This is a genomic window from Corallococcus carmarthensis, from assembly GCF_003611695.1.
Classification (GTDB): domain Bacteria; phylum Myxococcota; class Myxococcia; order Myxococcales; family Myxococcaceae; genus Corallococcus; species Corallococcus carmarthensis.
The window spans coordinates 21,372-44,051 of record NZ_RAWE01000039.1; the positions used below are offsets into that span (position 1 = coordinate 21,372).

Here is a 22,680-nt window from a genome sequence, read left to right on the forward strand (position 1 = left end):
GGGAATGGGTAGGACGCGCCTGACGAGACAGACTCAGGCCGGCTCGATGCGGAACAGCGCCTGGCCGAACTCCACCGGGCGACCGTTCTCCACGAGGACCTCGGCGATGCGGCCGGAGACCTCGGACTCGATTTCGTTCATCAACTTCATCGCTTCCACGATGCAGAGCACCTGGCCCTTGCGCACCACCGTGCCCACGTCCACGAACGGAGGCTGATCCGGGGCGGGGGTCCGGTAGAACGTCCCCACGAAGGGGCTGGTCACCAGGTGACCCGGCTTCTCCGCGGGCTTCTCCGGCGCCGCGGCGGCAGGGGCCGCGGGCGCGGCGGCGGGGGCCGCACGGGGGGCGGCGGAAGCGGCGTACTCCACCGGCGGCGACACCGTCACACCGGGGCCGGAAGGCGCCGTGTGGTGGACGATGGTCGTCTCCGGCGCGTGACCGCGGCGGATGTAGAGCTTCTCCGGACCCCGCGTCCACACCAGCCGGGTGACGTCGGAGGCCTCCAGGATTTCGACGATCTGCCGGAGGGCTTCCACGTCCAGGGACGTGCTGCCGGAATCCCGCCCGGAAGCCGCGCCCGAGGACGCGGCCGGCCGGGTTGCCTTGCGCTTCGTTGCCATTCAGACCCCTCCCGGGGCGCCAGGTGAAGGGATGATGCCCTAGCCCGCGGTCGCCACGCGGGTGAGGTACTTGCCACCTTCACGCGTGTCGATCTTCAGCACGTCGCCCTCGTTGATGAACAGGGGCACGTTGACGGTGAAGCCGGTCTCCATCGTCGCGGGCTTCATCGCGCCGGACACGGTGTCGCCGCGCACGCCGGGGTCGCACTTGGTGACCTTGAGGTCCACGGAGTTCGGCAGCCCGACGGAGATGGCCTTGCCGTTCCAGTAGAGGACCTCCACCGGGGTGTTTTCCTTGAGGAAGTTCTTCGCCTCGCCGAGCACCTTCTCCGTGATGAAGGTCTGCTCGAAGGTCTTCTTCTCCATGAAGTAGTACTCGTCACCGGACGAGTAGAGGTACTCCATGTCCTTCTGCTCGATGTCGGGGATGCCCACCTTGTCACCGGACTTCATGGTGGGCTCCAGCATGCGACCGCTGAGCAGGCTGCGAATCTTGGTCCGCACGAACGCAGAGCCCTTGCCCGGCTTGACGTGCTGGAAGTACTCGATCACGAACGGCTCGCCGTCGATCTCGATCTTCAAACCATTGCGGAACTCGGACGTGTCGACAAAACCGGCCATGGGGACCGACTCCTTCAGCCTGACCAGACTGACGTAAAGACGAAAGCCGGGGGTGTCTAGCCCATGCCCTGTTTCCTGCAAAGGGGAAAGCGGCGGCACGCTGCGTCGCCGGGCGGGCTCGACAAGCCCCCGCCCGAGCGGACGTGCGTGGCTACAGCTCCGCCTTCACCTGCGGCGCGGTGACGCGCAGGACATAGCGCCCCTTGCCGAAATTCCCGTCCGCGCGCAGGGCCAGCACCAGGAAGTACTCCGGCGTCAGCAGGCGCATCACGGTGAGGACCTTCTCGCTGTTGACGGACACCTCGGTGACGGTGCCCGTCTTCAGCGACTCGGCCGCGTTCTTCAACTGCGTGAGCAGGTTGGCGTACTCCACCCAGGTGCCGGACACGTCCAGCTCCGTGGCCTCGTCCTTCTGGAAGGTGTCCACGGAGATGCCGTCGAAGCCCATCACGCTGCACGCGAGGGCCCCGTCCACCTGGTTCACCACCGATTCAAGGTGCGTGCGGAAGGACATCTAGCGCTCGCTGTCGGGAGGCGTGAGGCTCAGTTGACACGAGGGGTAGACGCCGTCCTGGCCCCCACCCGAACCGCAAGGACCGTCCGCCGTGGGCTGCTCCTCCGCGGCGCAGGGGCGAAGCGTGACGCCCCCATTGGCGACATCGAGGCCGAAGACGAGCTCGTTCGACTCGAACTTCTTGCCACCCGACGCGAACTTGCCGGTGAGCTGCATGGTGACCCGCACCTGGGCGGTCGCGGTCCCCGACAGTGCCGCCCGCAGGGCCGTCGCGGCTTCGGCGGTCATCAGGTTGACCACCAGCCTGTTCGCATCCGACGCGGGGTTGATCGCCGCCGTGTAGGGAACCTCCCCGTCCGGAATGGAGATGTTCGGCGTGGAGGCGTACGACAGCTTCAGCGTGTCCACGAAGGCGGTGGCGGAGCCGCCGATCTCGGACTCCGGATCCAGCGGAACGCCATTCACGTCAATCGGCGTGGTCGCGTAGCTCGACTTGACGACGAGCCCCAACAGATAGGAGTTCCGGTAGTTCAGGTTGAGCGAACCATTCGCCAGGCCGGGATCCGTGGCGGTGAAGGCGCAGGACTCGTCCGGCTGGATGGTCTGGAGGATCTGAACGACAGGGGTGCTTTCGGAGCACGAGCACAGACCCAACGCCAGGGTCGCGGCGACGAAGAAGGGCTTCATTGGAATGAGATCTCCCAATCAGGGCGCGGATGCCTAAAGGCTCTGCGCGATGGTCTGCCGGTTGAGGATGCGGGGCGTGATGAAGATGAGCAGTTCCTGCCGCTCATCCGTCTCCGTGGTGCTCTTGAAGAAGAAGCCGAGCACGGGGATCCTGGCCAGGAAGGGCACCGAGTCGCGCGAGGTGCTGCCCCGGCGCACGTAGATGCCGCCAATGACCGTGGTGTCGCCGTCCTTCACGAGGACCTGGGTCTGGGCCTCCTTGCGCTGGATGGACGGCTGGCCGTTGGCGCCCGTGTTGGACGGGTCCGGCTGGTTGTTCTGCGCCGCGATGGACATGAGGATGCTGCCGTCCTGGGTGATGTGCGGCGTGACTTCCAGCGACAGGCGCGCTTCCACGAAGGTCGTGTTCACGCCGCCCGCCGACGTCTGGCTGAACGGGATGGACAGACCCTGGCTGATGCGGGCGGTGTTGTTGTCCAGCGTGGTGACCTTGGGCGACGAGATGGTCTTCACCGTGCCCTCCGTCTCCGCCGCGGACAGGCGCAGGTTGAGCTGCACGGCGCCGCCCGCGGAACCGAAGGCGAAGCCCATGGCGCCACCGAGGCCTTCACCCACCGCCGCCGGCAGGTTCACCGCGAAGTTGGGCTGGGCCGGAACACCCGGCGCCGTTCCACCCGCGCCGCCCGTGACGCCGACGGTGCTGGGGAAGATGAGGCCCGTCGGGTTGCCGGACGCGGTGGACAGACGCGTCTGCCCGCCCCACTGCACGCCCAGGGCGCGGCTGAAGGTGGTGCTCGCCTCCACGATGCGGCTCTCGATGAGGACCTGCGGCGTCTGCGTGTCCAGGCTGCGCACCAGGGCGCGCGCCTTCTCCGTGTTGGAGCGGATGTCCTTGATGATGAGCACGTTGGTGCGCGTGTCCACCGTCACCGAGCCGCGGTCGCTGAGCACGTCCTTCACCCGCGACGACATCTCCGAGGCCACCGCGTAGTTCACCGGCACCAGGCTGACCAGCAGGTCCTCCTGCTGCTGCAGCGACTTCTTGCGCTCCTGGCGCAGCCGCGCCTCCTCTTCCAGGGTCTTCAGCGGCGCGATGCGGATGATGTTGCCCACCTGCTCCTGGCCCAGCTGCTTGGTGCGCAGGATGAGGTCCAGCGCCTGGTCCCAGGGCACGTTGCGCAGGCGGATGGTCACGCGGCCCGCCACGTCGTCGGCCACGACGATGTTGCGCTTGGAGATCTCCGCGATGACGCGCAGCAGGTTCTGGATGTCGATGTCCTTGAACTCGAAGGACACGCGCTTGCCGCGGTAGCGCGCCTGCTGGGGCGCGCCCTCCGCCGCGTACGCCGGGGCCTCCGCCGTGAACCCGGCGGTGCGCTGGGTGACGGCCACCTCCTCCGTCTTCACGCCCTGCACGTCCAGCCGCCAGCTCAGGCTGTTGGCGCCCTGGGTGACGTTCTCCTCGATGGCGCCGTCCGCGGCGACCACCAGGCGCACCTTGCGGCCCTCACCCGGCACGCTGAAGGCGCTGATCATCTTCACCGGCGTGTCCAGCGCGCTGGTGTCCAGGCTGCGCTCCAGCTTCTTGGGCAGACGCGCGTTCTCCAGCGTCAGCACCGCGCTGCGGGGATCCGGCCGGTCCACCTTCCACGCCGTCGCGCCGGACAGCTTCAGCTGCACGCGGCCGCCCGTGGGGCTTTCGTCGAAGGACAGGTCCTTGACCTCCACCACCGCCAGCTGCGGCGCGGCGGGCTGCGGCTTCGCCGACTCCTGCACGGGAAGGGGCTGCGGGCGCAGGGGCTCCGTCTCCGCCACCGCGTCGCGAGGCTGGGAGGGCTTGGGCTTGCGCGCCACCGCGCCACCCAGCACCACCTCCAGGCCGCGCTCGGCGCGGTCCACACGGTACGCGGGCATGTCACCCTTGGCCACGAGGACCAGGCGCACCTTGTCCTCGTGCGCTCCCACGCGCACGTCCTTGAGCAGGTCGCCCTTCACCTTGGGCGCCTTCGCGCTCAGGCCCACGCCGTACACGTCCACGGCGAGGCGGGGCGGATCCACCAGCTCCAGGACCTCGTAGCGGGCGATGTCGCCGTCGGCGGCGACGCGCAGCGCGTCTCCGTCCATGGACAGCCGGGTGATGCGCTGGGCCGGGTGGGCCACCTCGCGCTCATCCGCCTCCGTGGCGACCACGTTCTCACGGCCCGGCGCCTGGGACGGAGCGGACTTGGAAGACGTCCCCTCCTCCGGCACCACCGCCACCATGGCCTCCACCACCGGCGCGGGCGCGGCCACCGGGGCCGGCGCGGCCTTCACCGGCGCGGCGGCGACCGCCTGCACGGGGGCGGGCTTCGCCGCGGGGAGGGCCTCCGGCTTCGCTTCGACCGGAGCCTGCGGAGCCTGGGCGGTCGCGGCGGCGGGGGCCACCGGCGAACCATCCACGGAGATGACCACGCGGTTGCCTTCCGCGCGGACGTCGTACTGGGAGGCCTGGTCGAGCGCCACCAGCACGCGGCCCACACTGGCGCGCGCGTCGGAGAACTGGGCGGCGACCACGCCGGACACCGGTCCGGTGCCGTCGTGATGCCCCTTGATGCCGGTGGCGTCCGCGGACGACAGGTCCACCACCAGCCGCTCCGGCCCGCTGAGCCGGAAGACGGTGAAGGTGGGCGGCCGGGTCCCGGTCACCACGACCTGGGCACCGGCTCCCGTCCGGGACACCTGCAGGTCCCTCAGCGTATTGAGATCCGCGCCGTACACCTTGGCGCTTGCCAGGACGACCGCCCATGCGGCCGCCATGATCCACTTGCCCCTCGTCACAGCGCTCTGCTCGAGCATGCGTCCCCTCAACAAGTTGGAAGCGGGCGACGACTGCCCGCGGGCGCGCCGTGGGGCGCTACTCCCAGTTCTTGCCCGTCATCAGGTTGTATGCGGGGTCCTTCACGCCATCCGCCTTGAGCTGGAGACTCACCGGGTTGCTGATGAGCTCGCCCTTGGCACCCGTGAAGACCTCGGTGACGGTGACCGAGTCCCTTAGAATCTGTGTGACCTTGCCGCCCTGGCGCCCCACGCGGGTGTTGCGCCGGACGATGTGGCCGCGACCCAGGGGGTCCTCGACCATCGCCAGCGGGCTGGCATCCCCCGTGACGACCGCCACCAGCTTGAGCTGGTCGAGGTCGAACACGCACAGGGGTTCGTTGCAGGCCCGCTCCGGTGCGTCACGCGCCACCGGCCCGAGCTCCTCCAGCGGACTGCGGAACGGATCCCGCTTTCCCACCGGACTGTAGGTATAGACGAACGTTGGCGCCGCCGACGCCTCGGTCTTCTCCTCCACCGGGGCCGGCGCGGGGGCGGCGGCCTGGGGAGGAGCAGGTGGCGGGGCTGGGGGCTTGTCCTCACAAGCGGACAGGGTCAGCGCCATCACCGCAGCGGTCATCGTGGACTTGAACGTCTTCATCCGCGTCATCCCTTGTCGCCCCAGTCGCCGGGCGGATCAAGTTTCTAGTTGCTCTTCGTCTCGATGAACCGGAACGTCGTCGCCAGGAAGCTGCTCTGGAGGACCACCTTCTCGTTCTTCAGGGTCGCCCCATCGAGCTTGATGTTGTTGACGTTCACGATGCGGCGCATGTTCGCCATCTCCTGAAGGAACATGGCGATCTCGTGGTAGTTGCCGCTCACCGTCATCCGGATGGGGATGCGCGCGAAGAACTCGCTGCCCTCGACGTACTCCCTGTCGGGCTCCACGCGGGCGATCTCCAGGCCGGACTTCTTGCCGATGTCGTTGATCTGCGCGAGCAGCTCTTCCATGTCGCGCCGCTCGGGCAGCTCCGTGAGGGCCTCGGCCAGCTTCTGCTCGAGCACGTCCATCTCACGGCGGCGCTCGTTGAGGTTCTGGGCGATCTCGCTCTTCTCCGCGAGCTCCAGGTCCAGCGTCCGGCGCTCGGACTGGCGGCGCGCGATGTCCTCTTCCGTGGGCTGGATGAAGGAGAAGAAGTTGCCCACGGTCAAGAGGACGACGAGGGCCGCGAGCCCGCCGAACTTCGCGGCGGGAGGGGCCTTCGCGAGTTGATCCAGGTATTTTTCCATGACAGGGGTCCTTCGCCGCCAATCAGATGGCGTAGTTGGCGGTGAGGGTGAGCTTGAAGTCGACGAAGGACGGGGCGCCGGCCTGGCTGGCCTTGGTCTGCACGGCGTTGGTCAGTTCGATGTTGCCGAAGAAGGGCGTGATTTCGCCCGAGGAGAACTCCTCCACGCTCGCGGTCTCCGCGTTGAAGAGCTCCACGCGCGCCGTCTTGGCGTTGCGGCCCTGATCCACCAGGCGCCCCATGCCCTTGGGCGTCCACACCATGCCGCCCAGGCCGCGCATCAGTTCCGCGACCTCGTCGTGGCTGACGGCGGAGCCGTTGATGGTGACGTTGTTGGAGGCCTCCACGAAGTCCTTGAGCCAGACCTTCTTGGGCATGGCCGAGGACAGCGCGTCCAGCATGCGCACCGGGCCGTTGCGGCCCTTGCGCAGCGTGTCCAGCACCGCGAGCTTCTTCTCCACTTCCTTCTTGCGGGCGTTGATGTTGGTCACCTCGCCGATGACCTTCTCCAGCTCCGCGATCTTCGCGCGCGTCTGGGCGATGCCCTGGTTGGCCTTCTGCAGCTCGCCGTCGCGGTCCGCGTACCAGAAGTAGTTGCCCGCCAACGCGGCGATCAGGACCGCGGCGTAGAGGGCCAGCACCTGCCGGCCCATCTCGCGCTTCTTCACCGCCCGGACGGGCAGCAGGTTGATTCGAATCATCATGTGCGTCATCTCCTCGCGGCCAGAGCGGTTCAGCCCAGCTTGTCGCCCGGGCGCCGGAGCGCCAGTCCCACTGCCACCGCGGCCATGGGCGCCACGTCCATGATGAACGCGGGGTCGAACTTGCGGTTGTCCACTTCAATCTTGCGGAACGGGTTGAGGATCTCCACCGGCACGCCGGTCCGAGCCTCGATGGTCTTGAACAGGGCGGGAATCTTCGCGGTGCCGCCGGACAGGTACACCTTGGTGAAGTTCGAGTCCGCGGCGGTGCCCGCGTAGAAGTCCAGCGAGCGCTGGATTTCACCGGCCACCTGCTCCGCGACGCTGGAGAGCACGCGCTCCACGTCCTGGGGAACGACGGCGTCCGCGTCCGCGCGGTTGCCGCCGATCTTCAGCGCCTCCGCCTCCTCGTAGGAGACGTTGAGCTGCTTCTGGATCTCTTCGGTGAACTGGTTGCCGCCGATGGTCACGTCACGGGTGAAGACGGTGACGCCGTTGGCGATGATGTTGATGTTCACCACGGAGGCGCCGGCGTTGATGAGGACGACGGTCTCCTTGTCCGGCAGCTCGTAGTTCGTGGAGAACATGTTCTGGACGGCGAACGCGTCCACGTCCACCACCACCGGCGCGAGGCCCGCCTCGGAGACCACGGTGGTGTAGTCGTTGATCATGTCCTTCTTGGCGGCCACCAGCAGCACGTCCATCTGACCGGTGGCGTCGTTGCCGCCGCCGTCGAGGATCTGCGTGTCGATGTTCACGTCCTTCACGTCGAAGGGGATGTACTGCTCCGCCTCCCACTGGATGCTCTCCTCGAGCTCTTCCTGGCTCATGCGAGGCATCTGGATCTTCTTGATGATGACCGAGTGGCCGGACACGCCGATGGCGACGTCCTTCCCCTTGACCTTCAGTTCGGACATCAGCTCCTGGACGGCCTGGACGATGGCCGTGGAGTTCATCAGCGCGCCGTCCACGATGGCTTCCGGGGGCAGTGGCTTCATTCCGAAGCTCTGGAGCGCGTAGCCGACTTCGCCGCGCTTGCGCTGCTCCTTGAGCATGATCATCTTGATCGACGTCGACCCGATATCCAGCCCGAGTGCCAGTTTGCCCTTCGCCATGCGTAACTCCATCGGAGAGGCGGCCAGCGTAGCACCGGCTTTATGCCCCTCCTAAAAAGTGCGTGGCGCCCGGTCGCCCTGCGGACGGGAGGGCGCCGTGAAAGCAAGCCACGACCGCGCCCCCGACCCACCTTCGCGGAGGCCCGATTTTCCGGCCCCGGGCGCGTTCCGTCAAATGGCGCTGGAGGATTCCTGAAGGGTCGCCCGCCAGGCGTCTCCCCTGCCCTCAGGTCCGGGTGCCTTCGGCGTCCGGATCGATGCCGTACTCCTTGATCTTGTAGAGGAGCGCCCGGTGGCTGATGTCCAGCACCTCCGCCGCCCGGGTGCGGTTGCCCTTCGTGCGCCGCAGCGCCGCCCGGATGTATGACTCCTCCAGCTCCCGGATGGCGCGCTTGAGCGACAGGTCGCCACCGGCCTGTAGCGGCGGGGCCGTTCCGGCCGGAGCGGGTGCGGAAGCCGCCCACAGCTTCTCCGGCAGGCTGCCGGGCGCGATGTGGGTGCCTTCCGCGAGCAGCACGGCGCGCTCCATGGCGTTCTCCAATTCGCGCACGTTGCCCGGCCAGGCGTAGGCCGTCATCAGGGCCTCCGCCTCCGGGGCGAAGCCCTCCACCGGTGGATCACGGTTGAGCTCGCGGTTGAAGCGGTGGAGGAAGGCGCGGGCGAGCAGCGGGATGTCCTCGCGGCGCTCACGCAGGGGCGGCAGGGTGAGGTTCACCACGTTGAGGCGGTAGTAGAGGTCCTCGCGGAACTCGCCCTTCTCCACCAGCTTGCCCAGGTCGCGCAGCGTGGCGGCCACCACGCGCACGTCCACGCGCTCCACGCGGCTTTCGCCCACCGGGCGGATTTCGCCCTCCTGCAGCACGCGCAAGAGCTTCACCTGCGCGCCCAGGGGCAGCTCGCCCACTTCGTCGAGGAAGAGCGTGCCGCCGTCGGCCTCCGCGAACAGGCCCCGGCGGGCGGTGCGCGCGTCGGTGAAGGCGCCCTTCGCGTGGCCGAACAGCTCGCTCTCCAGCAGGCCGTGGGGGATGGCGCCGCAGTTGACGGCGACGAAGGGCATGGCGGCGCGGCGGCTCTGGCCGTGCAGCTCGCGCGCGATGAGCTCCTTGCCGGTGCCGCTCTCCCCGGAGATGAGCACCGTGGTGTCCACGGGCGCCACGCGCGACACCTGCTTGAGCACCGCATGGAGCGCCGCGCTCCGCCCCAGGATGTGCCCGCCGGACGCGCCGGGCAGCTGGGCCTCGTGCAGCCGGCGGTTCTCACGGACCAGCCGCTCGCGCTCCTCCGCCTTGCGCAGGACGAGGACGAGCTCCTCTGGCTTGAAGGGCTTCTGGACGTAGTCGTAGGCGCCCGCCTGCACCGCCTCCAGCGCCTGCTCCTGGGAGCCATACGCGCTCATCACCACCACGGTGAGGCCCGGCTGCTCCGCGAGCGCCGCCTTGAGCACGGACAGCCCGTCGCGCCGGGGCATGCGCACGTCCGTCACCAGGACGTCATAGGCGCGCGTGGACAGTTCGCGCAGCGCCTCGTCGCCGTCGGAGACGGCGCGCACGTCGTAGCCCTTGTCGGTGAGCACCAGGGTGAGGATGTGCCGGATGGACGGCTCGTCGTCGGCAACGAGGACGGTGCGGAAGAGGGGCATGGGGGAGGCCCATCATATGCCTTCCGGCCGCGCCGTCAGGCCGCTGGCAGGGACAACCGGAAGCACGCGCCTCCGCCCGCGCCGTCGCGCGCGTCCAGCCGCCCGCCCATGCCCTGGGCCAGGTTCAGCGACACCGCGAGTCCCAGGCCCGTGCCCTGCCGCCCCTTGGTGGTGAAGAACGGCTCGAAGAGGCGCGCACGCACCTCCGGAGACAGACCCGGGCCGCGGTCCTCCACCTCCACCAGGACGAGCGCGTCCTCGCGCCGGGTGGACACGCGCACGCGGCCCTCGCCTCCCATGGCCTGGGCGGCGTTGAGCAGCAGGTTGATGAGGATCTGCGACAGGGGGCCCGAGTCCGCGCGGGCCAGCAGGCCTGGCGCCGCCTCCAGGGTCACGTCCACCCGGTCCAGCTCCGGCCCCGCGCGCACCAGCCGCACGCACGTCTCCACCACCTGCCCCACGTCCACCGGGCCTGGCTGGGAGCTGGCCGGGCGGCCCAGGTCCAGCAGCCCCCGCACGATGCGGTCGATGCGGAGCACCTCATGGTCGATGCGCTCCAGGAAGTCCTTCAGCTCCGGCCCCTGCGCCCTGGAGCGCGCCAGGGAGAGGTAGCCCAGGATGCCCGCCAGCGGGTTGCCCACCTCGTGCGCCACGCCCGCGGCCAGCTTGCCCACCGTGGCCAGCCGCTCGGAGGCGACCAGCTCCGTCTGCGCCCGCGCGAGCCGGGCGTTCGCCTCCCGCAGCGCCTCCAGCTGCGCGCGCGTGAGGCCCTGCTCCTGGCGCAGCGCCTCCGCCATGCGTTTGAGTTCGCGCTGGATGCTCGACAGGAGCGGCCCCCCCTGCCCGGAGAGCGGCACGTCCAGCTGCAACCGGCCCAGCTGCTCCACGGACTTCTCCATGGCGCTCAGCGGCCGGCCCACCGCCAGGTACAGCACCCCGTAGGCCAGGACCGTCAGCATCAGCAGGTCCAACCCCAGCGCCAGCGGCAGGAAGGCGCGGATCCTCACGAGGCCCTCCATGTCCAGCGACCCCGGCAGCGCCAGCCGGCGCGCCATGTCCAGCAGGCGGATCAACACCGGCTGCAGCGTCAGCCACGACAAGCCCGTGGACAGCGAGCCCAGCAGGAACGCCACGCTGACGAGGCGCCACTTCATCCCCGCACCGGCCCGGGGCCCCTCACCGCGTCCCCCCGAGCATCAGCGCCACCTCCAGGGGCAGCACGCGCGCAAGCAACGGCCCCAGGAGCATCACCTCCAACCCCGCCAGCGCCAGCCAGGGCCCGAAGGGGATGTTGGTGGGACCGGGGACCCACTCCTCCTCCTCCCCCGACGCGTCCAGCGGCGCGTCCGGGATGGGCTGGAACAACAGGCACCAGGGGACGAGCACCGCCCGCTTCCACATGGGCAGGCCGGGCTTCGTGAAGTCCCAGGTCATCGTGGGCTCGGGCTCCTCTTCCTCCGCCACACCCTCAGAAGCCGGGGTGAGGGCCGCGTCGGCCTCCGGGCCCTGGGGCGGATGCGGAGGCGCCGCGTCGCCGGCCACGGCCTCCTCCTTCGGGGTGGCGGCGGCCCCAGGTTCCCCGGCGGACGCCGGTGCGCCGCGCGGGCCCGCCCTTCCCGTGAGGGCCAGGAGCGCCACGCCCACGATGGAGCCCTGCAACGACGAGAAGAAGAGGATGCCCAAGAGCGAGTGCCAGCCCAGGAACGCGCCCAGGAGCGCGACGAGGAACTTGTCCCCGCCGCCCAGCGCCTCGCGCTTGAACGCGCGCCAGCCCACGTACTCCATGAGACGGAAGCCGAGGAAACCCACCGCCGCGCCCAGCACCGCCTGCGCCACCGCGCCCGAGCCCTGGGGAATGGCCAGCAGCACGCCCGCGGCGATGCCCGGCAGCGTCAGCGAGAACGGGAGGATCCAATGTTCCAGGTCGATGAACGTGAGCGGCACCAGCAGGAACACGAGCACCAGCGCGGGCACCAGTTCGTACGTCCAGTCAAAGCGCTTGAGGCACGCGAGGAACAACAGGCCCGTGAGCAGCTCCACCAGGACGTAGCGCGGGGAGATGGGCATGCCGCAGCCCCGGCACTTCCCGCGCAGCCCCAGCCACGACAGGACGGGGATGTTCTCGTACCAGGCCAGCACGTGCCCGCACTTCGGGCAGCGGGAGCCGGGCCGCACGATGCTCAGTCCTTCGGGCACCCGCGCGATGACGACATTGAGGAAGGAGCCGATGCACAGGCCGAGGACGAACAGGAAGAGGATGAAGAGGGGCTCGGCCCAGCCCGGCGCGTAGGTGAACGTCACGGAGCCCGGAATCCTACCCGCCACTTCCGGAGCTGGCGACAGCGCGATGGAGGACGAAAACCGTCAGCGTCAGTGACAAAAATTGGCAGGCCCCCGGCTGATCCACCCCCCGCCGCGCCCGCCTGCCCTGGGAATCCCGGGGGTTGGGTGAATTGTTCGGCGTGGCACTCTTCATGCTAAGAGTATCCACGTCGTCCAACCCCCCTCTGCCTGCCGCGGAGTTCCCAAACATGATGAACCGTCTCTTCCGGAAGAAGGGTGGCTTCACCCTCATCGAGCTGATGATCGTGGTCGCCATCATCGGCATCCTGGCCGCCATCGCCATCCCGAACTTCATCCGCTTCCAGGCGAAGTCGAAGCAGTCCGAGGCCAAGACGAACCTGAAGGCCATCTTCACGGCCCAGAAGTCGTACTTCGGTGAGAAGGACAAGTACTCCACCGACTTCACGGTCATCGGCTTCGATCCGGAGCCCGCGAACCGCTACAGCTACGGCCTCCAGGCCAGCTGTGCGACCAAGGAAGCCGCCAACGCGCGCGGCAAGAGCTGCATCGGCCAGGACCAGGCCAAGTTCGACACGGCCCCCACGGCCCTGGACGCGATCAACACCCCCGCGGTGGGCGTGTCCGCTGGCTGCCCGAACTGCACGTTCTCCGCGAACGCGGTGGGCAACGTCGACAACGACACCGCGATGGACGCGTGGGGCATCACCTCCGCTCCGTCGGGCGCCACGCTGGGCACCACCTGCGGCGTGGACACCAACAAGATCTCCGCGGGCGAGCCGGGCAACAGCAACAACGACGTGTCCTGCTAGTCGTCGCAGCCACATCGCTTTCCGGCAGAAGCCTCTTGCAGGCTGAGCAGGAAAGGTAGAATCCATGGGGCGCCCGGGCATTTCGGGCGCCCCATCTTCGTTGGGCCGAGCCATGTCCAAGGTGTTGCTGCTCCGATTCGTCCCGGGCCTGTTGCTGGTGGCACTCCTGTCCGCCCCGCCCAGACCGGTGAGCAGACAAGGTGGCGGACCCCTCCTGCCCCGCCCGGGTCTGCTCCAGGCCCTCTTCAAGTCCCAGCAAGGCCTGGTCACGGACTATTTCTGGATCCTGATGCTCAACCGCATCGGAACCGCCGTGCGCCCGGACGAATACCGGGACGTGTACGACTACGGCGAGCTGGTCACGGACCTGGATCCCCGCTTCCGGCAGCCGTACCTCTACGGCGGCATCACCATCCCCGTGCACCTGGGCAAGGGCCAGTACGCCAACGTGGCGGAGTCCTCGGCCCTGCTGCGCAAGGGGCTCAAGGCGCTGCCGGACAACGAGCGGTTGGCCTTCCAGCTGGCCTACAACCTGATGTTCTTCGAGCAGCGCTACAAGGAAGCGGCGGACATCATCCAGGAACTTGCCCGGCGCCCCGACGCGCCGCCCTGGTATCTGGCGCTCGCGACGCGCCTGTACGCGCAATCCGGAGACTTCGACAGCAGCCTGTCCATCAGCATGGCGCTGCGTGACGGCTCCGAGGATCCGGAGACGCGCCAGTTCTACGAGCAGCGCGTGCGGGAGATCCTCCAGGAGCGCACGCTGCGCGCCGTGGACGCGGCCATCGCGAAGTACCGCACCCGCGAAGGGCGGCTGCCGGATTCGCTCGCGCAGCTGGTCTCCAAGGGAGACCTGCCCCAGCTCCCCCAGGACCCCATGGGAGGCAAGCTCTTCCTGGGAGAGGACGGCCGCGCCTACTCCGACGCCGTCCGCTTCCGCATGGAACTCATCCACGATGAGAAGTCCGAGGAAGGTGAACGCCTGGTGCCCAAGCCCCGAGAGCCCCAACATGACGACGCCCAACCCTGACGCTCCCCCCATCCTGGCCCGGGGGCTGGAGAAGACCTACAAGGTCGGCTTCTGGTTCAACCGGACCGTGCGTGCCCTGCAGTCCCTGGACCTCCAGGTGGACTCCGGGCAGATCTACGGACTGCTCGGGCCCAATGGCGCGGGCAAGTCCACCACCATCAAGATCCTGATGAACCTGGTGCGCCAGAGCGGCGGCACCGCGCAGCTCTTTGGCAAGCCGGTGGATGACTCCGAGACCCGGCGGCTCGTGGGCTTCCTGCCGGAGAACCCGGCGCCCTACGAGTACCTCACGGGCCGGGAGTTCGTGACGCTCGCCGGGCAGCTGTCGGGGCTGTCCGGCCACGAGCTGGACGGGCGGGTCACGGAGGTCATGGGCGCGGTGGAGATGGCGGGCGCGGAGAAGCTGCAGATCCGCCGCTACTCCAAGGGCATGGTGCAGCGCGTGGCCCTGGCGCAGGCGCTGGTGGGCCGGCCGAAGCTGCTCATCCTGGACGAGCCCACGAGCGGTCTGGATCCCCTGGGCCGCCGGCAGATGCGCGACCTCATCCTCGCGGAGCGCGACAAGGGCACCACGGTGCTGTTCTGCAGCCACATCATCCCGGACGTGGAGTCGCTGTGCGACCGGCTGGCGGTGCTGGTGGGCGGACGGCGGGTGCGCGAGGGCAGCGTGCAGGAGCTGGTGTCCGCGCAGGTGCCCACGGTGGAGGTCGTCGTGGAGGGCATGAAGCCGGAGGACGTGCGTGGGCTGGGGGTCCCCCTGGAGTCGGTGCAGGTCCTGGATGGCCGCGTGATGTTGCAGGTGGCGGACGTGGACAGCCAGCGGCTGCTGGGCAGCGTGCTGGGCGCCGGGGGCCGGGTGAACCGGATGCAGCCGGCGCGCTTCTCCCTGGAGCAGCTGTTCATGAACGCCCTGAAGGAATCAGGCCGCGCGAGCAGCGTGGGCGGGGAGATCAACACGTGAGCGCCTTCAACGCGATGATGTGGAACGGCTTTCGCGAGGCGCGCCGCAACCGGGTGACGGTGGTGGTGGGCGTGTTCGCCGCCGTGGTGCTGCTGTCCTCCACGCTGGTGACGGAGGTGACGGTCGCGACCTTCGACCGCGTGCTGACGGACTTCGGCCTGGGGATGATGAGCATCATCCTGGTCTTCCTCACCATCTTCCTGTCGAGCAGCCTGCTCAGCCGGGAGATTGAGCGGCGCACCATCTTCCTGGTGGTGAGCAAGCCCGTGTCGCGCCGTCAGTTCCTGCTGGCGCGGCTGGCGGGCACGATGCTGACGCTGGGCGTGCTGCTGGTGGCCATGACGCTCGTGTTCCTGGGCCAGCTGCTGCTCTTCGGCGCGGACATCACCTCCACGCAGCTGCTGGCGGCGGCGGGCCTGTGGTTCGAGCTGCTGGTCATCAGCAGCGTGGGCATCCTGTTCTCCAGCTTCGCGGGGCCGGCGGTGTCCGCCATCGCCACGACGGGCATGTACTTCACCGGGCACCTGACGGGGGAGCTGTACACCCTCACCAGCCGCTCGGAGAGCGACGTGGTGCGCGGGGTGGGCAAGACCGTCTACTACCTGCTGCCCAACCTGGAGCGCGTGAACTTCCGGCCGCAGGCGACGTACGCGCTGCCGGTGGACGCGGCCACGTTCCTCTCCGGCGTGGGCTACAGCCTGGCGTGGACGGCGGTGCTCACCGCGCTGGCCATCACCATCTTCGAGCGGCGCGACTTCCGCTAGGCGGCCCGGGGGCGCCGGGCCGCGAGTCGCCTGGCGAGGCACGCGGCCAGGAGCCCCAGCCACGCCAGCGCGCCCACGACGAGGCCCGCGGTCAGCCCGGGCGTGTGGTAGTGCAACGCCACCACGTGCCGGCCCGCCGGCACCGCGACGGCCCGGACGGCGACGTTGGCGTGGAGGATGGGCGCCTCCACCCCGTCCACCGTCGCGCGCCAGCCGGGCTGGAAGGCGTCATTGACGACGAGGACCCCGGGCGCGAGCGCCTCCACGTCCACCGTGACGTGCTCGGGTGGCCCGGGCGCCACGTGGACCTGTCCCAGCGGTCCTGGTGGCGGCCGTGGCAGGGCCTCCGCGCACTCCACGATGGCGACGTCGGGTGGAGGAAGGGTGGGCGCGAGCATCCGCCGCGCGGCTTCCGCCCGGTCCGCCACGCACTCGGGGCGGGCCAGGTGGATGCGCGGCGCGGCGTCCGCGTACTCCACCAGCGTGAGCCCGAGCAGCGGATCCTCGACGGCGCTTCGCGCGGCCAGGCGCTCGCCGAAGGCCTGCCGCTCCAATGCAGTGAGGACGAGGAAGCGGGTGCCCAGCCGGGGCGCGAGCGCCGTGAACCACCGCGTCCGGTCCGTGTGGAGCAGCTGGCGGACCCGGGGGCTCACGCCCGGCAGGTACTCGTTCGCGCTCTCCAGGCCCCACAAGGCCAGCGCGTCCGGGGCCAGGGAGGAGAGCAGGTACAGGCGCTGGCTGTCGTTGAAGGACAGCCCGGGCACGCGCGGCGGGCGGGCTTCCCGCAGCGACGAGGCCACCCGGACGGACTCGCCCGGCGACACCCGTTCGCGGATCCGCTGGACGAACGACGGCGGCGTCTGGAGCAGCTCCACCGGCGACAGCTGGTAGAGCGGCTCGTTGGCCCAGGCGAGCGCCCCCCACTGCAAGGCCACGAACAGCGCGCCCTGGAGCGAAGGCCGCTCGCGCAGCAGCACCAGCGCCGCGCACGCGAGCGCGAGCGCCGCCGCGACCGTGGCCGCGGTGACGACGTTGCCGGACAGCCCCTGGAGCGCCGGCCCGGGGATGTCCGGCCAGCGGGCGCGCAGCCAGTGCTGACTCCAGGCGCCCCCCAGCCCTTCGGCCAGCGCGAGCGCCGCGCACGGCAGCGCCACGAGCACCCCGGTCCAGATGACGGCCCTGGGCGAGCCTCCGGGGCCCAGGCACCGCTTCCAGCCCAGGCCCGCGGCGGCCGCGAGCCCCAGCGACACCAGTGGCACCAGCTTCTCCGGGTAGCGGAAGGGCCGCCAGAACGGGACGAGCTGGTAGACCCAGCCGTACACCGGCAGCGCCTCCCCCAGGCTCAGCGCCAGCAACAACATCCAGGCCCCCGCCAGCACCCACGCGCGCCAGCCGCGCACCGAGGCCGCGAAGCCCGCCAGCGCCAGCACGCACGCGGGCGCCCCCAGGTACACCGAGTCCACCCACACGCGGCCGAAGCCGCCGGAGGGCACCAGGCGCGTCACCACGATGTTGGGAATGCCCTGCGTGCCCACCGGGTCCGCCAGGAACGGCCCCAGCAGCAGCTCCCAGAGCCGCAGCGGGTGGAGCGAGAAGCGCTGCGCCTCACCGAGCGAGCGCGCCCCGGGCTCCGACGCCGCCGTGAACGCCGCGGCGGGCAGCAGCTGCGGCGCGGCCAGGAGCCCTCCGGCGAGGATGAGCAGGGCGCACGCCCCCACGCGCCGGCGCCACGGCCCCGCCAGCGGCTCCAGCGCCGCCAGGCCCACGACGCAGGCATTGGCCATGACGAACGCCTGGGCGTCGCCCGCGAACGCCACCAGGGCCAGCAGCATGCCCGCGAGCGTCAGCCGGCCGAGGCCCGGCTCGCGCAGGTAGCGCAGCGCGAGCCAGAGCGCCACCGGGAGCGTGCTCGCCGCCTGGAGGTACTTGGGGTTGTTGGTGATGCAGACCAGGTAGCCGCAGAACGCGAAGGTGACGCCCGCGAACAGCGCGCCGGCGCGGGGCACCTGGAAGGCTCGCATGAGGGCGTAGGTGCCCCCGAGCGCCAGGGGGAAGCACGTGAGCAGCGTCACCTTCGCCGCGGTCCCCAACGGCAGCACCAGGTGCAGCCACATCATCGGGTGGAACATGCCGGTGATGAAGATGCCCGGGAAGGACTGGCCCAGCCCGTCGTAGGGGAGCCAGTCGGGGAACTCGAACGCAGACACGCGCGAGGCCCAGTAGTGCCGCATGGGATAGAAATCCCGCAGCGTGTCCCCGGCCATGAAGACGTCGGACGAGGTGAGCGCCCGGAAGAAGAAGGCCGCGCAGAGCAGTCCCGCCAGTGCCACCCCACCCCACCGCCCGACCGCTGTCCCGTGCTCCTGGTCGCTCATCGCGCTCCCTGGCCCGTGCCGCCCGCCGCGCCCGACCATAGCGGACGGCCCTTCAGCGCGGGGGAGCGGAGGCCGCGGCCCGCGCCTCCGCCAGGGTCTTGCGCGCCGCCTCCTGGCCGGGCTCCAGCCGGAGCGCCGCCTCCAGCGGGGCGACGGCCTCCGCCGCGCGGCCCGCGCGCAGCAGCGTGCGCCCCAGCTCCAGCAGCGAGTCCACCCGCTCCGGAGCGAGCCGGAGCGCGTCGTGGAAGCGCGCGATGGCCGTCTCCAGGTCCCCTTCCCTGCGCGACACGAGCCCCAGGTTGTGCCACGCGACGGGGTTGTCCGGCATGAGCCGGGCCGTGCGCTCCAGCTCCCGCCGCGCCTCCTTCATCCGCCCCGTCTTCGCGTACGCCACCGCGAGGTTGTTGTGGACGCGGAACTCGCCGGGAAGCGCCTGTGCGGCGACCTCCAGGTGGGGAATAGCCTCCTCCAGGCGCCCGGCGTTGAGGTGCAGGTTGCCCAGGTTGTAGTGGATGAGCGGCCGCTCCCCCACCGTCTCCTGGGTATAGGTCCAGAGCGTCAGGTCGTCGTGCCACGCCGGCACGTACGCCAGCGTCAGCAGCGTGAAGGCCGCCAGACCCCCGCCTCCCGCCAGCGCCAGGGCCAGGGCCCGGTCGGGCCAGCGCACGCGCACCGCGCGCAGCGCCAGCGCCACCAGCAGGACGAAGCCCACGGAGGGCAGGTAGAGGTAGCGCTCGGCGTAGGCATCCACGCCACGCACCTGGAGGGCGAGCGCGGGCAGCAGCGGCACCCCCAGCCACATCCCCGCCGCCTGGGCCACCGTGTGGCCCCGGCGCCATGCCCAGAGCGCCCCCGCCAGCAGCGCCACGCCGCAGAGCGCGCCCCCCCAGACCCGCGCATCCGCGAACGACGTCACTGGCCCTCCGGGCGATAGCACCGCCAGGGGCGAGGGCCAGACGAGCTTGCCGCCCAGGTCCGCCGGGAGGGCCAGCACGCCCCCCACGTGCGCCGCGTCCGTGGGCGCGGGACTCGAGGGCAACGCGCTCCCCAGGGCCATGAGCCGCAAGCCCAGGTAGGCGACGAAACCCACGCCCAGGAGGGCGTAGCGGCGGGCCTGCGCGAGCAGGGGCCCCCGCGCCTCCGAGGACGCGGTGGCGCGCTCCAGGGCCCACAGCAGCACGGGCAGCACGAACGGGGTCTCCTTGAAGAGGAGGCCCATGAACCACACCGCCCCCGCGCCCAGGGCCCGGAGGGGCGAGGTGGGGACCGGCAGCCACAGCCGCGCCGCCAGGAGCACCGCCAGCGTCATGCCCACGTCCATGGCGCCGCTCACCCACGCCACCGCCTCCGTGTGGACGGGGTGGACCGCGAACAGGAGCGCGCCGCCCAGCGCGGCCCAGCCGCTGGCGCGCCCCCGGGGACCGGAGGGGTCCGCGGCCAGGCAGACACGCAGCAGCCAGAGCACCAGGGCGGACACCGCCGCGTGCATCAGCATGAGGGCCAGGTGGTACGCCCAGGCCTGGAGCCCGAAGCCCTGCCGCAGCGCGAAGAGCAACACGTGCATCAGCGGCCGGTAGTAGTGGTGCCGCGGGTCCTGCGAGGTGGAGGACTCCAGGAAGCCGAACAGCGGCTGGCTGAACACCTCGCGCATGGCCTCCGCCGAGCCCACCCAGGGATTCTCCAGCACGAGTTGCACGTCGTCGTAGACGAAGCCATTCGCCAGCGTGCCCGCGAACACGAGCAGCGCGGCCAGGGCCACCAGTGCGTACTGGACGGCGGGGCGAGGAGGGCCGGCTTCGAGGACATCCGGGCGGGATGGCACCTGTTCCATGTCAGCGCCCCTCCACATGGGCGGCCACCAACAGGCTGGTTCCCAGGGGAAGCCTTCGCCCCCCTCGCAGCCAGGCCTGCTCCATGGACAGCATCGCGCGAAGAGCGGCCGCGGCCAGTCCTCCGCGCGCACCATGCTCCAGGTCCTGCCGCTCCCGCACCGCATCCGGGGACCGCCATCCCAGCCTGCTCGGGAGGGCACGCAGCAGCCACAGGGGCAGCGGCAGCGGTGCGAAGAGGTAGGAAGCGAAGTCCACCGCGAAGCCCGTGCGTTGGAGCAGTTCGCAGAGGGTTGCCTGGGTGTAGCGGCGGAAGTGTCCCGCGACCACGTCGTCCTCGGCCCACAGCCAGCCGAAGGCCGGCACCGTGAGGTACAGCCGCCCACCGTCTTCCAGGAGCTCCCAAGCGCGGGTCAGCAGCCGTGCGTCATCCTCGACGTGCTCGATGACGTCGAAGAAGCCCAGAGCGGGAAGCGACCGGGGACGGAAGCCCACCTCCTCCAGCGTGGCGCAGACCACCGGGGCCAGTCCCCGCGCCCGCGCCTGCCGCGCCCCGCCCAGTCCGGGTTCGACCACCACCGAAGGAAAGCCCGCGGCCCGCAGCCCCGCGGCGACGTAACCGTTGCCTCCCCCCATGTCGACAAGCGGTCCCTTGGGCGGCCACGCGCTGACCACCTGAGTGATGCAGCGATTCCGGTGCTGGAACCAGAACGAGTCGTCCTCGACCTGACGGCAGCGCACGTGCCCGTCTTCCGGATACGAGACAGCGGCGCTCCGCTCCGCCACCGTCCAGATGCCCTCTTCCAGGGGCACCAGACCGGGAGCCCATCGGCGCAGCGCCTCGGCCTCCACGCCGGCGCTGCTCATGGAGCGGCCTGCTTCGCGGAAGGCACGGGCGCCGGATACCCGGGAGGAACGGGCGCGGCGTCCGCCGCGGAGGTCTCCGCCGGGACGATGCGCCAGGGCTCTGGCGCCCGGCCTGGCTTCAGGCGGAAGAAGCGCCGGTCCGGGAACCGCTCGCGCAGCTTCTCGAAGTGGCCGGGGCCGTCATGCAGGACGAGCACGTCGTCCGAGGCGTCCGGCGGCGGCGGCGGCCATTCAAGCACCCAGCTGCCCACGCGGCGGAACTCCGGCACGCGCTTCCAGACCACCTGGTACTGGGGCGCGAGCACCACCGCGCGGCCCAGCCCCGCGTCGCGGAGATAGGTGGCCACCGCCTCATGGATGGCGGACTGCTCGCGCAGCGCGAGCGCGTGGTGCGTGTCGAAGATGCCCAGCCCCACGGCCAGCGCGCCCCCCGTGGCCAGCAACAGCGGCCGGGCCGACACGGAGGCACGCCGCACGAAGTCCACCGCCCGCTTCAAGCCGTGCACCGCCACCAGCGCCAGCGCGGGCGCGCACTCCGAATAATGGATGGGCCCCACCGCGTGGATGCCGTGGTTGTCGTGGAAGAGCCCCAGCCCCAGCAGCGACAGCACGGCCAGCGACAGCAGCACGGTGAGCCGGTCCCACGCGGCGCCCAGCGCCACCAGGGCCACGCCGAGCGGCCCCAGGAACCACACCGCCAGCATCAAGGCGTTGTAGCTGGTGTTCGCCCCGAAGCGCTGCAGCAGCGTTCCGTCCTGCTCCGTGAGCTGGGCGGGGAACGTGTACATCGACACGCGTGCGGGCAGCAGCGCGTCTCCGGTGACGGCGTGGTTGAAGGCAAGGAAGGCCACCACGGGCAGCAGCCACCCCAGCGCCAGTCCCCCCACGCACGGGCCCGCAGCCAGCTGGCGGCGGGCCATGCGCCACAGCAGGTCCAGGTAGAAGGGCGCGAGGAAGAAGAGCGATTCGAAGGGCCGGCACAGGAAGGCCACCCCGCTCACCAGGCCCAGCACCGCCCACCCGCGCACGCCCCGCTCCTCGGCGCGAAGGAAGGCCACCACCGCCACGGCCAGCGCCGCGCGGGACAACAGGTGCCCATGCGTGGTCATGGAGAGCATGGCGGCCATGGGGGACACCAGGACCAGGGCCGCGGCCACCCCACCCCACGCGGGCCCCAGCCGGCGGGTCGCCACCCAGGCCACGGTCATCACCGGCACCGCGGCCACCAGCGAGAAGACCAGCGAACCCGTCCCGGTCCACTCACTCAAGGCCCACGTCGCCTGAAGGCCCAGCCATTCGAAGCTGGAGACGAGCCCGTCCCGCGCGTACAGGAAGAGGCCCGGCTGGGCCAGGGGCGGGTTGAGCAAGGGCGTCAGCACGTGCCCGGAGGCGAGGACCTGGCCGCCAAAGCGCGCCGAGACCTCATCGTCGGTGACGGGAAAGTCCCGCAGGAAGAAGAAGCGGCCCAGGCGCGCGACGACGAACGCCGCGCCTCCCAGGAGCAGCAGGGCGGCCCGGCGCTCGCGCGCATCCATGGCCTCCACGCGCCGCCACAACCCCGCCAACGGAGCGGACACCGCTGGCATCAACGCGAGCCCCAGCAGGGCCCCCGCCGGCACGAGCAGCAACGTATGGCCCAGCCACAGGTACAGCTCTCCTGGAGAGCTGTACGTGAAGGGCGTCTGGAAGGTGACGCGGAGGCCGGGGGACGTCTGGGACAGGCCGAAGAAGGCCGCCACCAGCAACACGCCCAGGCCCCCC

General features: G+C 70.4%; 20 protein-coding genes. 4 read left to right on the forward strand and 16 right to left on the reverse strand.

Features of this window, described 5'->3' with window-relative positions:
* Positions 1-33 precede the first annotated feature (33 nt).
* From accB to D7X32_RS13665, 12 genes are all read right to left on the reverse strand, one after another.
* Positions 34-621 carry an acetyl-CoA carboxylase biotin carboxyl carrier protein gene (gene accB, locus D7X32_RS13610; protein WP_120602971.1) on the reverse strand — a complete coding sequence of 196 codons (588 nt, stop codon included), beginning with the start codon at positions 619-621 and terminating at the stop codon, positions 34-36.
* A 39-nt stretch (positions 622-660) separates the two neighbouring features.
* On the reverse strand, positions 661-1,242 hold the full coding sequence (gene efp / locus D7X32_RS13615) for an elongation factor P (protein ID WP_120602972.1): 582 nt from the start codon (positions 1,240-1,242) through the stop codon (positions 661-663).
* A 151-nt stretch (positions 1,243-1,393) separates the two neighbouring features.
* Positions 1,394-1,756: a roadblock/LC7 domain-containing protein gene (locus tag D7X32_RS13620; protein ID WP_120602973.1), complete on the reverse strand. Its 363-nt coding sequence runs from the start codon at positions 1,754-1,756 to the stop codon at positions 1,394-1,396.
* Complete coding sequence (locus D7X32_RS13625; RefSeq protein WP_120602974.1) at positions 1,757-2,443, reverse strand: hypothetical protein; 687 nt, start codon at positions 2,441-2,443, stop codon at positions 1,757-1,759.
* 33 nt (positions 2,444-2,476) lie between these two features.
* On the reverse strand, positions 2,477-5,278 hold the full coding sequence (locus tag D7X32_RS13630; RefSeq protein WP_120602975.1) for a type IV pilus secretin PilQ: 2,802 nt from the start codon (positions 5,276-5,278) through the stop codon (positions 2,477-2,479).
* Positions 5,279-5,336: 58 nt separating this feature from the next.
* Positions 5,337-5,897 carry a pilus assembly protein PilP gene (locus tag D7X32_RS13635; protein WP_167506472.1) on the reverse strand — a complete coding sequence of 187 codons (561 nt, stop codon included), beginning with the start codon at positions 5,895-5,897 and terminating at the stop codon, positions 5,337-5,339.
* A 44-nt stretch (positions 5,898-5,941) separates the two neighbouring features.
* On the reverse strand, positions 5,942-6,526 hold the full coding sequence (locus D7X32_RS13640) for a type IV pilus inner membrane component PilO (protein WP_120602977.1): 585 nt from the start codon (positions 6,524-6,526) through the stop codon (positions 5,942-5,944).
* 22 nt (positions 6,527-6,548) lie between these two features.
* The gene (locus tag D7X32_RS13645; protein WP_120602978.1) at positions 6,549-7,229 is read right to left on the reverse strand and encodes a PilN domain-containing protein; all 681 of its coding nucleotides are present in this window, start codon (positions 7,227-7,229) and stop codon (positions 6,549-6,551) included.
* A gap of 29 nt (positions 7,230-7,258) precedes the next feature.
* A complete protein-coding gene (gene pilM / locus D7X32_RS13650) occupies positions 7,259-8,341 on the reverse strand; it encodes a type IV pilus assembly protein PilM (RefSeq protein WP_014399064.1) in 1,083 nt (360 codons plus the stop codon).
* A gap of 226 nt (positions 8,342-8,567) precedes the next feature.
* Complete coding sequence (locus D7X32_RS13655; protein WP_120602979.1) at positions 8,568-9,980, reverse strand: sigma-54-dependent transcriptional regulator; 1,413 nt, start codon at positions 9,978-9,980, stop codon at positions 8,568-8,570.
* Between the two features lie 35 nt (positions 9,981-10,015).
* Positions 10,016-11,134, reverse strand: a complete 1,119-nt coding sequence (locus tag D7X32_RS13660; protein WP_120602980.1) for a sensor histidine kinase — start codon at positions 11,132-11,134, stop codon at positions 10,016-10,018.
* Positions 11,135-11,156: 22 nt separating this feature from the next.
* Positions 11,157-12,281 carry a prepilin peptidase gene (locus tag D7X32_RS13665; RefSeq protein ID WP_120602981.1) on the reverse strand — a complete coding sequence of 375 codons (1,125 nt, stop codon included), beginning with the start codon at positions 12,279-12,281 and terminating at the stop codon, positions 11,157-11,159.
* 230 nt (positions 12,282-12,511) lie between these two features.
* On the opposite strand from D7X32_RS13665, the gene D7X32_RS13670 reads away from it, so the two are divergent.
* The 4 genes from D7X32_RS13670 to D7X32_RS13685 all read left to right on the forward strand — a co-directional run bounded on the left by D7X32_RS13670 (position 12,512) and on the right by D7X32_RS13685 (position 15,848).
* Entirely contained in the window at positions 12,512-13,093 is a 582-nt protein-coding gene (locus tag D7X32_RS13670) for a type IV pilin protein (protein WP_120602982.1), read from the forward strand.
* 112 nt (positions 13,094-13,205) lie between these two features.
* Complete coding sequence (locus D7X32_RS13675; RefSeq protein WP_120602983.1) at positions 13,206-14,123, forward strand: tetratricopeptide repeat protein; 918 nt, start codon at positions 13,206-13,208, stop codon at positions 14,121-14,123.
* A complete protein-coding gene (locus tag D7X32_RS13680) occupies positions 14,104-15,084 on the forward strand; it encodes an ABC transporter ATP-binding protein (RefSeq protein WP_120602984.1) in 981 nt (326 codons plus the stop codon). The genes D7X32_RS13675 and D7X32_RS13680 overlap by 20 nt, the downstream gene beginning before the upstream one ends.
* Entirely contained in the window at positions 15,081-15,848 is a 768-nt protein-coding gene (locus D7X32_RS13685) for an ABC transporter permease (RefSeq protein WP_120602985.1), read from the forward strand. The genes D7X32_RS13680 and D7X32_RS13685 overlap by 4 nt, the downstream gene beginning before the upstream one ends.
* Here D7X32_RS13685 and D7X32_RS13690 read toward each other — a convergent pair.
* The 4 genes from D7X32_RS13690 to D7X32_RS47510 form a co-directional block, all read right to left on the reverse strand.
* On the reverse strand, positions 15,845-18,178 hold the full coding sequence (locus tag D7X32_RS13690) for a YfhO family protein (protein ID WP_120602986.1): 2,334 nt from the start codon (positions 18,176-18,178) through the stop codon (positions 15,845-15,847). The two genes, D7X32_RS13685 and D7X32_RS13690, sit on opposite strands and share 4 nt — an antisense overlap.
* Positions 18,179-18,275: 97 nt before the next feature.
* Positions 18,276-20,054 (reverse strand): tetratricopeptide repeat protein, encoded by a 1,779-nt coding sequence (locus tag D7X32_RS13695; RefSeq protein ID WP_120602987.1) that lies wholly within the window; start codon positions 20,052-20,054, stop codon positions 18,276-18,278.
* A 1-nt stretch (position 20,055) separates the two neighbouring features.
* Positions 20,056-20,919 (reverse strand): class I SAM-dependent methyltransferase, encoded by an 864-nt coding sequence (locus D7X32_RS13700; RefSeq protein WP_120602988.1) that lies wholly within the window; start codon positions 20,917-20,919, stop codon positions 20,056-20,058.
* On the reverse strand, positions 20,916-22,667 hold the full coding sequence (locus D7X32_RS47510) for a glycosyltransferase family 39 protein (RefSeq protein ID WP_158625673.1): 1,752 nt from the start codon (positions 22,665-22,667) through the stop codon (positions 20,916-20,918). Before D7X32_RS47510 ends, D7X32_RS13700 begins: the two co-directional genes overlap by 4 nt.
* Positions 22,668-22,680: the final 13 nt, after the last annotated feature.

Coding starts and splice junctions, on each gene's coding strand:
- accB (WP_120602971.1), bottom strand. CDS start 621: ATGGCAACGAAGCGCAAGGCAACCCGGCCGGCCGCGTCCTCGGGCGCG.
- efp (WP_120602972.1), bottom strand. CDS start 1,242: ATGGCCGGTTTTGTCGACACGTCCGAGTTCCGCAATGGTTTGAAGATC.
- D7X32_RS13620 (WP_120602973.1), bottom strand. CDS start 1,756: ATGTCCTTCCGCACGCACCTTGAATCGGTGGTGAACCAGGTGGACGGG.
- D7X32_RS13625 (WP_120602974.1), bottom strand. CDS start 2,443: ATGAAGCCCTTCTTCGTCGCCGCGACCCTGGCGTTGGGTCTGTGCTCG.
- D7X32_RS13630 (WP_120602975.1), bottom strand. CDS start 5,278: ATGCTCGAGCAGAGCGCTGTGACGAGGGGCAAGTGGATCATGGCGGCC.
- D7X32_RS13635 (WP_167506472.1), bottom strand. CDS start 5,897: ATGAAGACGTTCAAGTCCACGATGACCGCTGCGGTGATGGCGCTGACC.
- D7X32_RS13640 (WP_120602977.1), bottom strand. CDS start 6,526: ATGGAAAAATACCTGGATCAACTCGCGAAGGCCCCTCCCGCCGCGAAG.
- D7X32_RS13645 (WP_120602978.1), bottom strand. CDS start 7,229: ATGATGATTCGAATCAACCTGCTGCCCGTCCGGGCGGTGAAGAAGCGC.
- pilM (WP_014399064.1), bottom strand. CDS start 8,341: ATGGCGAAGGGCAAACTGGCACTCGGGCTGGATATCGGGTCGACGTCG.
- D7X32_RS13655 (WP_120602979.1), bottom strand. CDS start 9,980: ATGCCCCTCTTCCGCACCGTCCTCGTTGCCGACGACGAGCCGTCCATC.
- D7X32_RS13660 (WP_120602980.1), bottom strand. CDS start 11,134: ATGAAGTGGCGCCTCGTCAGCGTGGCGTTCCTGCTGGGCTCGCTGTCC.
- D7X32_RS13670 (WP_120602982.1), top strand. CDS start 12,512: ATGATGAACCGTCTCTTCCGGAAGAAGGGTGGCTTCACCCTCATCGAG.
- D7X32_RS13675 (WP_120602983.1), top strand. CDS start 13,206: ATGTCCAAGGTGTTGCTGCTCCGATTCGTCCCGGGCCTGTTGCTGGTG.
- D7X32_RS13680 (WP_120602984.1), top strand. CDS start 14,104: ATGACGACGCCCAACCCTGACGCTCCCCCCATCCTGGCCCGGGGGCTG.
- D7X32_RS13695 (WP_120602987.1), bottom strand. CDS start 20,054: ATGGAACAGGTGCCATCCCGCCCGGATGTCCTCGAAGCCGGCCCTCCT.
- D7X32_RS13700 (WP_120602988.1), bottom strand. CDS start 20,919: ATGAGCAGCGCCGGCGTGGAGGCCGAGGCGCTGCGCCGATGGGCTCCC.